Source organism: Mangrovibacterium diazotrophicum (assembly GCF_003610535.1).
GTDB lineage: Bacteria > Bacteroidota > Bacteroidia > Bacteroidales > Prolixibacteraceae > Mangrovibacterium > Mangrovibacterium diazotrophicum.
The window spans coordinates 2,325,610-2,337,660 of the sequence record NZ_RAPN01000001.1 but is presented as its reverse complement, the minus strand read 5'-3'; the positions used below and the strand labels follow the sequence as shown (position 1 = coordinate 2,337,660).

Sequence of the window (12,051 nt, the reverse complement as noted above, 5' to 3'; positions counted from 1 at the left end):
TATATACACCTCTGATTGTCAGGTTAAAATGATCCCGGTTCTGTTGCTTTTAAATGTTCCAAAGCTTGTTTGGATGCATTTTGCTGCGATTCTTTTTTCGAACTTCCTTCCCCTTGGCCAATCGGCTGTCCATCGGTGGTAATTACCGTTATAAAACTAGGGTTTCGGTTGTCGCCCGACAGATGTTCCGTTGTTTCGAAATTAATCTCTTTCTTATTTTTCTGGCTCCATTCGATCAGCTGGCTTTTGAAATTCGTATTGGTATGTTGAACTTCACTGAGATTGACATAGTTGGCCAGTAATTTCTTGATAATAAACTCCCGGGTTCGCTTGTATCCCTTGTCCAGGTATAGCGCGCCGATCAAAGCTTCGAAGGCATCACCGTAGATGTGACTGTTCTCTGCCGTGTTGTTGGTGTTCGACTTGATGTAGTTATTTAAGCCGATCTGGTAGGTCAATTCGGTCAGGAACGCACGGTTAACCAGCTTCGAACGCATTTGGGTGAGAAATCCTTCGTCTTGGTTTGGAAAGCGATTGTAGAGAAACTCAGCGATAACCGAGCCCAAAATGGCATCGCCCAAATATTCGAGACGTTCGTTATTGACCAGATTCTTTTGGGAGTCCAGTTTCGACGCAGACTTGTGTATGAGTGCGGTCTCATACAAATTCAGGTGGTTTGGAGCGTATCCAAACAGCGATTTTAAAAACAAATAAAACTCTTTTCGTGGATTTGAAAAGAGTTTTATTTTTTCTACGAGTGATCGTATCACGTTATCAGTATTTCTTGAAAATTACTGAAGCATTATGACCTCCGAACCCGAATGTGTTACTAAGCGCGTAAGTAATATCGCGTTTTTTAGCAACATTGAACGTGAAATCGAGTTTTGGATCGATTTCAGGATCGTCCGTGAAATGGTTGATAGTTGGAGGAATAATTCCGTTTTGTAACGCCAGAATTGATGCGATACCTTCAACGGCTCCGGCAGCACCCAAAAGGTGGCCAGTCATTGACTTGGTGGAACTAATGCTCAATTTATAGGCATGATCGCCAAAGCAAGCTTGAATTGCTTTTGGCTCTGCAATGTCTCCAAGAGGAGTAGAGGTACCGTGAACATTGATGTAGTCAATGTCTTCCGGTTTGATACCTGCGTCTTCCAAGGCCCATTTCATAACCAGGGAAGCACCTTTTCCATCCGGATCAGGGGCAGTCATATGGTAGGCGTCTGCCGACATCCCCCCGCCTACAAATTCAGCGTAAATTTTTGCTCCGCGGGCTTTGGCATGTTCGTACTCTTCAAAAATAAGAGCACCTGATCCTTCGCCCATAACAAACCCATCGCGATCCTTATCGAAGGGACGAGATGCAGTCGCGGGATCATCATTCCGTGTTGAAAGTGCACGCATCGAATTGAAACCAGCGAGTCCTGCCTGGTTGATTGCAGCTTCCGATCCCCCTGTAATAAACAAGTCAGCTTTACCCATGCGAATGTAGTTAAACGCTTCGATCATGGCATGTGAAGCTGATGCACATGCTGTTACAGTTGTAAAGTTGGGACCGCGGAAACCATAGCGGATAGATAATAATCCACCAGCTATGTTCGCAATCATTTTCGGAATAAAGAAAGGATTAAATTTAGGGCGCTCCAGGTCGTATGCTTTAACTTCTTCGTAGAAGGTTTGCAAACCACCAATTCCGGCTCCCCAAATTACACCTGCACGGTCCTTATCAAGGGTTTCCAGGTCGAGACCTGAATCCTCGATGGCTTGTTGTGCTGATGCGTATGCATAGAGTGTATACGGGTCGTGTTTACGAACCTCTTTTTTCTCAACATAAACTGTCGGATCAAAGTTTTTTAACTCACATGCAAATTGGGTTTTGTGAAGGTCCACGTCCATTCTAGTAATACGTGCACATCCACTAACGCCATTTTTAAGCCCTTCCCAATATTCCTGTACAGAATTACCAAGCGGGTTTACGGTTCCAAGTCCGGTAATAACTACCCGTTTAAATTCCATAAATTCTTGTTCTGATTTATTACTTTTTGTTTGCTTCGATGTGAGCGATAGCTTCACCTACAGTCGAGATCTTTTCAGCCTGATCGTCTGGGATAGCCAAATCAAATTCTTTTTCAAATTCCATGATCAATTCTACAGTGTCCAAAGAATCTGCACCAAGATCATTTGTGAAAGAAGCTTCATTGGTTACTTCACTTTCGTCAACTCCTAATTTGTCGACAATAATTGCCTTTACTTTAGATGCAATGTCAGACATAGTTCTAATTTTAAGTTAATATTCAATTTTGTTTTTAAAAAATCGGTGCAAAGTAATAAATTTACCCAAAATATTTCAAAATAAAATTGAAATAAATCGCTGGTTTGGCCAGCTAAAAGAGATAAAAGCAAACTATAATTGAACAAGTTAGTCTAAAGTTCAAAAAACAAGATCTAAGACGTTTTTTTATGAAAAGAATTGCCATTTTTGCTTCAGGATCAGGCACTAATGCACAGAATATTATCGAGTATTTTAAAAGCAGTCGCGACATTCAGGTCGATTCGTTGTGGTCTAATAATGAGGATGCTTACGCACTTATTCGGGCGGAAAAGTTAGGGATTGAGACTTTTACGTTTGACCGCGATGACTTTTACCACAGTATTGAAATCCTGGAAGAGCTGAGTGATCGCAAAGTTGATATGATTGTGCTGGCCGGTTTCCTGTGGTTAGTTCCCAATAACCTCACGGAGGAATTCGTAACCGTAAATATTCACCCCGCGCTTCTGCCGAAATATGGTGGCAAAGGGATGTACGGAAAGTATGTACACGAAGCAGTATTGAAAAATAAGGATAAAGAGAGTGGTATCACGATTCATTTTGTGAATGATCGCTACGACTCGGGCGGAATTATTTTTCAAGCGACTTGCCCAGTGATGCCTGGCGATACAGCTGAAAGCTTGGCGGAACGGGTACATAAACTCGAGTACGAGCACTTTCCGCGCGTAATTGAAGAAATGCTGATGAAGGAAGAAGCAGAGAGTGATTACGAATAATATTCAGGATACGTATTTATAATATAGTGGAGTAGTTTCGAAAAAAACTGAAGACTATGGAAGATTTGGCTGTTGGAACCAGGGTGAAACACGCTGTTTACGGCGAGGGAATTGTCAGTCGCTCACATCTGACGATCTTTGAGATCTTTTTCGAGCGGGGCGGAAAAATGGAGCTCACCAAATACAATACAGAACTAGAGATTCTAAGTACACCTTCGGAAGAGAAACCTCGTTCCGGTTTGAGCTTGATTGAAGTGGAAAAGGTAATTGCTTTGGTGTTGGATAAATACCAGGGGATTACCTACGACGCAAAGATGGCCGACAAATGGAAAGGCGGAACGCTGGAAATGAAGCCTGCAAACCCGGAGCTGCAGTCGAAGGACATTCCGATGGAAACCTTCTTCCATAAAATCGTAATGCTTCGCGATCGCTTGCGCGTACTGGAACAGAATATAAATACCCATGAAAAGCTGGACGATCAGGATAAAGTCCAGCTTCAGCAATACATTACCCGGGCGTACGGAAGTTTAACGACTTTCAATGTTTTATTCGCCGAAAAAGACGATTATTTTAAGGGGCAGTCCAAATAAAAAATTCTTACCGGATCGACATTAAAAAAAGAGCAATTTCCGAGAACATTTTGCTAGTTATTCGACTTTAAAAAGGATGTCATTAGCGTTATTTCTGAACAGTGTGTCAGAAGATGACTTTTGTCTTGATTTTTAATTAGAAAGAATACGGAAATTTGCCCAAAATTATTTTATATGTCGAAGAACGTACCAGCCGACTTTATTAATGGTTTGCCGAAAGCCGAGTTGCATGTCCATATTGAGGGCACGCTTGAGCCGGAACTATTGTTTGAACTTGCAAAACGCAATAAAATTGATTTGAAATATCCGACTGTTGAGGCGCTGAAGGAAGCTTATTCTTTTTCGAGACTTCAGGACTTTTTGGATATATACTACGAAGGAGCCAATGTGCTTCAGACTGAGCAGGATTTCTACGATTTAACCTGGGCCTATTTGCAAAAAGCAAAAGAACAGGGAATCGTTCACACCGAAATCTTTTTTGATCCGCAAACGCACACTTCTCGGGGAATTGAGTTGGGCGTTGTTGTTACCGGTATTCACCGGGCATTGGATGACGGCCGCGAGCAATTGGGAATTACCAGTAAGTTAATCATGTGTTTCTTGCGCCACATGGTGGAGTTGTCTGCTTTCAAAACGCTGGAAGATGCCTTACCATACCGCCATTTGATTTATGCTGTTGGACTGGATTCATCAGAAAAAGGAAATCCACCTTCGAAATTTTTGGACGTATTTCTGAAAGCTAAGGCAGAGGGATTCCGCTTGGTAGCCCATGCAGGAGAAGAGGGGCCAGAGGATTATATCCGAGAGGCTATTGATCTGTTGCGTGTTGATCGCATTGATCATGGAAATGCTTCAATTCAGGACGACCATTTGGTTGAGGTGTTGAAACAGCGCCAAATTCCGTTGACATTGTGTCCGTTGTCGAATAAGGCCCTCAAGGTTGTGACAAATCTGGAAGAACATCCGTTGAAAAAGATGTTGCACAAAGGGTTATTGGTTACAGTAAATTCTGATGATCCTGCATACTTTGGCGGCTACATTAATGAAAATTACGAGGCTGTTTCGAACGCGCTTCTGCTGAGCAAGGATGAACTGGCTCAGTTGGCGAAGAATTCCTTCGAAGGAAGTTTCCTGACACCTGACGAGAAACAAAAATATTTGAATACGATCGAGCACTATTGTGCCTCATTTGCATAGATTATGGGATTTTTTTGAAAAGGGCGTCTCCGTTTTGGAGGTGCCCTTTTTGTTTTTTGTAAATTCATGGAAAATATTTTTATGAAAAGGATAAGTTGATTATTTTCGGAGGTGGAATGTTAAATCAACCAACCTCGAAATCTTTATGAAGATAACGCTCATCCTGTTTCTACTTGTCACGTCCCTGGCAGTAGCTGCACAAAATGAAGGCTATTTAGTTGTTGATAACGATACGTCAAGTTTTCAGATACAGATTAGAAAGAGAAAGTTTGAAAATCAGATTTACGTTAGGAAAGGGGCTGCTGGTCACTGGAATATTATTTACCCCGAAAATGCGGAGTTAGCTTGTATTCCTGATAAAAAAATGTACGTCAGTGTCAAGCATCCACGCGAAAACCGAACTGTTTGGATGCGTTGCTATTTTGATGGGGAGGACCAACTATTGCTATTCAAAGGGGATTATTATATCCACAGGAATGGTGAGTTGTATAAGTTAAAGAAGAATTCCGATTCAGAGGGGAGAAGAGGTGTGAAATTGTATATCGGACAAATGATCGCGCTTTACAATAAAAAGGTGGATTATGATTTCAATACCATGCGTTACGAGCCGTCTTCCTTGTCCAAGCCGATTCGAAAGTATCACGAAGAAAAAGGCTTGAAATACCAAGATTATACCACCTATGTAGCAGTAACGCATACAACCGAAATTAGCTTTGGTGGAAACCTAAACCAGGTTCAATTAACAGTGTCTGAAGCAGAGAAAGCTGTTTTGTCGGGTACGAGCGCATTTGTCGAAGCCGGATTTCATTTCAAAAGCCACTCTATTCCAAAGTTCCTGTCGTTTTACTTAGGTGCTCGATTTAGCTATTTGAATATAGACGAAGAAACAGCCGAATTTCCTGCTACTTGGTCAACCGATTATTATACGGTCTCAGGTGACGCCTATAGCGTTGCATTTCCCATGTTGATTGACTTCAAATTAATAAATTCTCCAATGGTAGATTTGTCTTTTTTGGCAGGTGTTGATTTTGAGTTGATCAAGTGGCAGAACTATAAGCTTCGCTTGGAAGAGGAGAAGAATGGGGTTGTAAACACGAGTTTTTTGGAAACAGAGAACGGGCTTCCGGTCTTTCTGGCACAGTCCAATCAAATGCTATTGAAGTTCCCGAAACTGAGTTCGAAGTTTGCAATCGGAGGAGGTTATAAATACCACATGTTTAGTACAAATTCTGATTTTCATCTTGAGCTGACTCGCTCGGCTTCATTTTTTATTCGGTACACATTTTAATTTCTAAGCTGATGAAACGTTTTTATGCACTTTTTCTAGTAGCCTTGTGTTTGGTTCAATGTGCTGACGATCGAAGTGGCGTTGGTTTTCCGGAAGTTACAACTTCGGAGGCCGTATCGGTTAACGCCGATGGTGCTACTGTTAGCTTTTCGGTTGAACATGTTGGTTCGAAACAGCTTGTCGACTGTGGGGTTCTATACGCAGTTGGGTCGTATGGAAATACTACGTTTAAGCTATCTCTTGGAAATCAGAATTCAGGTGAAGGCGTTTACCAAGTAGAGATAAACAACAATTTAATCGAAGGGAAAGAGTATTGGGCGAAGGCTTATGCGCAGACGGATAGTCATTTGGTTTATGGTAATGTAATTAACTTTGTCAGTATGGGAGCGATGACTCCCGTGATTTACTCGGTTAATTCTACAACAATTGATGTTGGCGATACCTTGGAAATAAAGGGGATACACTTTTCAGATGACAATGATTTGAATGCGGTGGCTTTTGGAACAGTATCGACTTCTTCGGCGGTGGCCTCAGACAGTTTGCTGAAAGTAATTGTGCCGGCGGTTCTGAGCTCGAGCAATATTGCATTGCAGGTAACATCAGCTGGTAAAACAGGTGTTTTTGACGACAAACTCGCTTTAGGTATGCCGCAGGTTACTTCAGATAGTATTTTGCAGGCTTTGCCTCATGAGAAGGTTTTGTTGAAAGGGAAAAGTTTAGCTTCGGTCACTGAGGTAAAAGTCGGAACTGTAACCTATAATCCGTCGACGAAGACTGATACAACCTTGGTTATCGAGTTGAATTATGATGAAACTGCTGGTCAAAAAGCATTGTCGCTAGTGCAGATAGACCGGGAAGTGCCGATTGCTCAAAAAATAGAAGTGGTTTTACCAACTATTAAAAGTGTTAATCCTCAAGTTGCTTGGGTTGATTCGGTATTGACATTAACAGGAACTAATTTGAGTTTGTTAGAAAGTTTTACGCTACCAGGGACTTGGTTGCAGGTTCTTTCTCAAAACGATAGCATTGTTAAACTACAGATTAAAGGGGCATCAAGTTCTGATTATATATCTGCGCGATTTTACAATAGCTCGATATTGTCTGAAGTAAAGGTACATGTATTACCTCCAGTTATTACATCGGTATCGTCTTCCCTGATTTACCCAGACCAAGTTATTCGGATTGAAGGGGAAAGGTTAGCTTATGGGGCTACTTCGAATTTAGGGAAAGTATTATATGAGAGCGATAACGTGGCCAGCATTACTGCAAATAGTGATTTGACACCTGGGAATTACTCTTTCTTCCTGAATTTTGGTGGAGAACAATCAAATTCGGTTGAATACACCGTACCTCAGATAGAGGTGGTGGATTATTCCCCAAAAACGTTGAGGCGAGGAGAAACGCTGACAGTAGTAACGAAGAATTATCCCGATGGTTATATTTATGGTTCTTATGGGTTTAAAGTTGATGATGTTTGGTGTGAGTATACACGGATTGATAATGATAAATTCGAAGTTCAGATACCAATTTATGCTAGTTTCTTGGAGCAACCGACGTTAACAGCTTTCATTTCCCAAATAGAAGCCACAGTACCCAATGCATTTGATTTGCAAGAAAGTTGGGAGCGAATAGATGTAAACTCTGACTATATTGGAGAAAAAAGACATTTGGTCAATATAGGAGGAGAAAACTATGCTTGCTTTTTAGAGTCGGACTATGCGGTTATAGAGAAGTTTAATGGTTTGACGAATGAATGGGGAGAGATAACACGGATTAATGCTTTTTCTCATGCGTATTTATTAACGTCCTTTGGTATTGGCGAAAAGTTCTATTTAATTGGGATAACCTATGCTGGTGAGGGAATGTTTTATTGTTATTCTATAACTGACAATTCTTGGGTGAAGTTGGATAATGTCCCGCCGGTTGTGGATGATCAAGGCAAAATATTTACGTTTGTTATTCAGGGAATACCATATGTGGGGACTAGTCAAAGTTTTTACAGTTACGATGTCGATGCTGGGAATTGGATAAAGAGAGCGAGCATTCCGACTAATCAGTCTATGATAATGAAAGGGGTAATAAACTTTGCTGTCGGGAATTTTGGCTATGTGGGGTTCTACAAATACTCTGGTGTGACGGATGCAGTTACAGAATTTTGGAAGTACGATAGTACTAATGATAGCTGGATTGATTTGGGAGCGGCTCCTGTTAATCTCTATTATGGAGGAGCTACTTTAGTTGTCGACAACAAAGTTTATGTGGCAGGAAAAGGATATCAGGAGGTCGGAAAATTCGTTGAATATGATCCATTAATGAACACTTCAATTAGTCTCATTCCTCCACCAGGCGAATGGTCAGGAGATTTCGATCTCTACAGGGTAAATGATGATATTTATTTTTACTCCAATATGGGGTTTGTAGATTATTGGTGGTTGGGAATATTGCCGTTGTCTGAAGTTCCGAATATTTATACGGAATGAGAACTGTTTTGATCTAGTAGCAGGACACCCAAGGATAGCCATCCGGTTTTGATTTCGTTAATTTGATGTACAAACCAAAAACGAAATCAAAATCTTATGTCTTCTTCTGTATTTTCCAAATATCCCGGGCCGGAGCAAATGTATGCCTCGGTCGGCGATTTCAATTCGGAAGTGCTGCAGGTGAACGGGCATTTTCACACGCCTTATTCTTTCAGCGCTTTTACCGAAATCCGACAGCCATTTGATATGGCGCACCACGAGAATGTAAAAGTCTTGGGTATAAACGATTTTTATACCACCGATGGTTACGAAGAATTCAATGCGTTGGCCAAAGGAGCGATGGTGTTTCCCCTGTTCAACATCGAGTTTATGAGTTTGCAAAAGGATTTGCAGGCCGCTGGTGTTCGGGTAAACGACCCAAATAATCCCGGACGAACTTATTTTAGTGGTAAAGGATTGCGTTTCCCGGTAAAGCTGAATGCAGCGATGGTGGAGCGCTTGTTCCAGGTGCAGGATGAAAGTAACCGGCAAACCGCCCAGATGATCGAAAAGCTGAACGCTTTTTTGAAGGAACTCGGAGCCGATTTTTCTTTCAGTTTTGATGAAATGAAAGCCAAGTACGCCAAGAACCTGTTGCGCGAAAGGCATATTGCCAAAGCATTGCGCGAAGCGGTTGTCGAGCATTACCCGTCGGAAGACGAGCAAAAGGCCTTTTTTGTAAAACTGTTTTCGGGTAAGGAGCCGAAGTCGGCAATGACTGACTATGCTGGGCTTGAAAATGAAATCCGGGGTAACCTGTTAAAGTCGGGCGGTCGCGCTTTTGTTCCTGAAGACGACAAGGCTTTCCTCAGTTTGGAGCAGGTGATGGAGCTGATCATCCACGCCGGTGGTATTCCATGTTACCCGGTTTTGCTGGATAATCCGAAAGGCGAGTTTACCGACTTCGAGGGTGATTACGATAAGCTTTACAAGAAGCTGGTTGCCAAAAATGTCTTCATGTTAGAGCTGATTCCCGGACGTAACAAACCGGAAATTCTGGAAGAGTTCGTCAATTTCTTTAATGATAAAGGATTCGTTATCACCTTTGGAACCGAGCACAATACGCCACAATTGGATCCGATTACGGTTTATGGCGGCGATGGCAACGAGCTGAGTCCGGCTATGAAAAAGATCGGTTACGAAGGGGCGTGCGTCATTGCGGCTCACCAGTACCTGAAGTCGAAAGGGAAAGGCGGGTACCTGCACAAGTCCGGAAAAGCAAAAGTTGAGCAACGTAATGAGTTCATCGCATTAGGCAATGCGGTGATTAAAAAATTCGTCCTCGGAAATTAAACCAATCAATTCAAACCAATCAAACAGGAGTTTTCAAACCTATGGAACAAGGAATTTTAGACTTAGTTGAGATATCGCAGTATTACGGCCGGCAGAAAGATTTTGTATTGGCTGGTGGTGGTAATACTTCCTATAAAACGGCCGATTGCCTACGGGTAAAGGCCAGTGGCTTCAGCTTATCAACAATCACCGAGCCTGGTTTTGCCAAGCTGGATCGTAAGCAATTAAATGAAATCAATACCAAAAACTATTCAACGAATGTGTTGCAGCGCGAAGAGGAAATCAAAAATGATTTGCTGAAAAGTCGGATGGAACCGGAGAAAGGGAGACGCCCTTCAGTTGAGACTTCGCTGCACAACCTGATTGATTATGCCTTCATTGTGCACACGCACTCGACCAAGGTCAATGGGCTGATGTGCAGTAACCAGGCGGAAGAGAAGGCGGCTGAACTTTTTGGCGACGATGTTTTGTATGTCCCCTACGATGATCCTGGGTATATTTTGTTTAAGGTTGTTGAAAAAGCGGTGCTCGGATACCGTGCGAAAAAGGGTAAAGATCCGGCCGTTATTTTGCTGCAAAACCACGGTGTATTCGTGGGGGCAAATAGCATTGACGAAATCAAAGCAATTTACGACGACATAATCGCCAAATTGGATGCGGCGTTTGGAGATGAAGCTGCGATTGAGGAGCTTTCGGTGCCTGCAGAAGCGGCGAAGATTGTACCTGCCGTTCGGATGATGGTTTCCGGCGAAGGACTCAAGAGCGTTCGTTTGGCGAATAACAGCCTCATCAATTACTATCTCGACAAAGAGAATTACAAAGCCGTCGCGAAGCCGTTCACGCCCGATGGCATTGTTTATGCAAATTCAGCTTTTGTTTATGCTGAATTCACAGGCGATGTTGATAGTTTTTTGAATGACATTCAAGCGAAAATTAAAGAATACGAAACGACCAAAGGCAAGCTGCCAAAAGTGATTTTTGCACCGGGGCTTGGCGTGTTGTTGATTGCCGATCATGCGCAGGGTGCCGATATTTTGTACGATGTTGTGACTGATAGTTGTCGCATTGCAAGCTTGGCGCAGTCGTTTGGAGGCGAGCATCCGATGACGCCTGAGCAGATTCAATTTATCGAAAACTGGGAGGTAGAGCAATATCGCTCCAAAGTTTCGCTCGGAGCAACAGCCGGTCGCGTCGACCGCAAAGTAATTGTGGTCACCGGCGGTGCACAAGGTTTCGGTGCCGGTATTGTTGAAGAACTGATGAAACACGGGGCAAATGTGGTGATTGCAGATCTGAATGAGGAAAAAGGTCTTGCTTTTGCGGAAGAATTGAACATGGGAAATCGCAAAAACAAAGCTTTGTTTGTGAAGGCAGACGTTTCGAATGCCGCGTCGGTTGAGCAGCTGGTTTGTCAAACGGTAATCAACTTTGGAGGTTTGGACGCTTTCATCAGCAACGCCGGTATTTTGCGTGCCGGAGGTTTGGATGAAATGACACCAGAGACTTTCGAGCTGATGACCAAAGTGAATTATTCAGCCTACTTCCTGTGTGCAAAATATGCTTCGGCTGTTATGAAATTGCAGAATAAATTTAAGCGCGATCACTTCACCGATATCATTCAGATTAACTCGAAATCGGGCCTGAAAGGCAGTAATAAAAACTTTGCCTATGCTGGTGGTAAATTTGGTGGAATTGGTTTGACTCAATCTTTTGCGCTCGAGCTGATGCCTTCCCGGATCAAGGTGAATTCAATTTGTCCCGGTAACTTCTTCGATGGACCGCTTTGGGCCGATCCGGACAGAGGTTTGTTCGTACAATATTTGAACGCAGGCAAGGTTCCCGGTGCCAAAACCATCGACGATGTGAAGGCCTTTTACGAAGCACAGGTTCCGGCAGGCCGTGGCTGCACACCGATTGATGTGATGCGGGCAATTTTCTACGTAATTGAGCAGGAGTATGAAACAGGCCAGGCGGTTCCGGTAACCGGTGGGCAAAATATGTTGAACTAGATTCTGGTTCTTCGTTGCTGGTTCCCGGTTTTTCGCAATCCGGAACCAAGGCGGTAGAATCGGAACGATGTGAATGAATCGTATAAAAGTAAATTATTAATCATCGTTGG

At 42.7% G+C, this 12,051-nt stretch carries 10 protein-coding genes; 7 read left to right on the top strand and 3 right to left on the bottom strand.

Annotation, left to right across the window (positions count from 1 at the left end; translation table 11 throughout):
- Positions 1 to 23: 23 nt before the first annotated feature.
- The 3 genes from rnc to BC643_RS09215 form a co-directional block, all read right to left on the bottom strand.
- Positions 24 to 710 carry a ribonuclease III gene (gene rnc, locus BC643_RS09225; protein WP_170154507.1) on the bottom strand — a complete coding sequence of 229 codons (687 nt, stop codon included), beginning with the start codon at positions 708 to 710 and terminating at the stop codon, positions 24 to 26.
- 64 nt (positions 711 to 774) lie between these two features.
- A complete protein-coding gene (fabF, locus tag BC643_RS09220) occupies positions 775 to 2,016 on the bottom strand; it encodes a beta-ketoacyl-ACP synthase II (RefSeq protein ID WP_120272807.1) in 1,242 nt (413 codons plus the stop codon).
- A gap of 19 nt (positions 2,017 to 2,035) precedes the next feature.
- On the bottom strand, positions 2,036 to 2,272 hold the full coding sequence (locus tag BC643_RS09215) for an acyl carrier protein (RefSeq protein WP_120272806.1): 237 nt from the start codon (positions 2,270 to 2,272) through the stop codon (positions 2,036 to 2,038).
- Between the two features lie 188 nt (positions 2,273 to 2,460).
- On the opposite strand from BC643_RS09215, the gene purN reads away from it, so the two are divergent.
- From purN to BC643_RS09180, 7 genes are all read left to right on the top strand, one after another.
- A complete protein-coding gene (gene purN, locus BC643_RS09210) occupies positions 2,461 to 3,045 on the top strand; it encodes a phosphoribosylglycinamide formyltransferase (RefSeq protein WP_120272805.1) in 585 nt (194 codons plus the stop codon).
- 56 nt (positions 3,046 to 3,101) lie between these two features.
- Positions 3,102 to 3,635, top strand: a complete 534-nt coding sequence (locus tag BC643_RS09205) for a hypothetical protein (RefSeq protein WP_211338024.1) — start codon at positions 3,102 to 3,104, stop codon at positions 3,633 to 3,635.
- A gap of 174 nt (positions 3,636 to 3,809) precedes the next feature.
- On the top strand, positions 3,810 to 4,832 hold the full coding sequence (locus tag BC643_RS09200) for an adenosine deaminase (RefSeq protein ID WP_120272803.1): 1,023 nt from the start codon (positions 3,810 to 3,812) through the stop codon (positions 4,830 to 4,832).
- A gap of 145 nt (positions 4,833 to 4,977) precedes the next feature.
- The gene (locus BC643_RS09195) at positions 4,978 to 6,120 is read left to right on the top strand and encodes a hypothetical protein (protein WP_120272802.1); all 1,143 of its coding nucleotides are present in this window, start codon (positions 4,978 to 4,980) and stop codon (positions 6,118 to 6,120) included.
- A gap of 11 nt (positions 6,121 to 6,131) precedes the next feature.
- Positions 6,132 to 8,600, top strand: a complete 2,469-nt coding sequence (locus BC643_RS09190; RefSeq protein ID WP_120272801.1) for an IPT/TIG domain-containing protein — start codon at positions 6,132 to 6,134, stop codon at positions 8,598 to 8,600.
- Between the two features lie 96 nt (positions 8,601 to 8,696).
- Entirely contained in the window at positions 8,697 to 9,932 is a 1,236-nt protein-coding gene (locus tag BC643_RS09185; RefSeq protein WP_211338023.1) for a hypothetical protein, read from the top strand.
- Between the two features lie 41 nt (positions 9,933 to 9,973).
- Positions 9,974 to 11,941, top strand: coding sequence for an SDR family NAD(P)-dependent oxidoreductase (locus BC643_RS09180; RefSeq protein ID WP_120272799.1), 1,968 nt, complete (start codon positions 9,974 to 9,976; stop codon positions 11,939 to 11,941).
- Positions 11,942 to 12,051 lie beyond the last annotated feature (110 nt).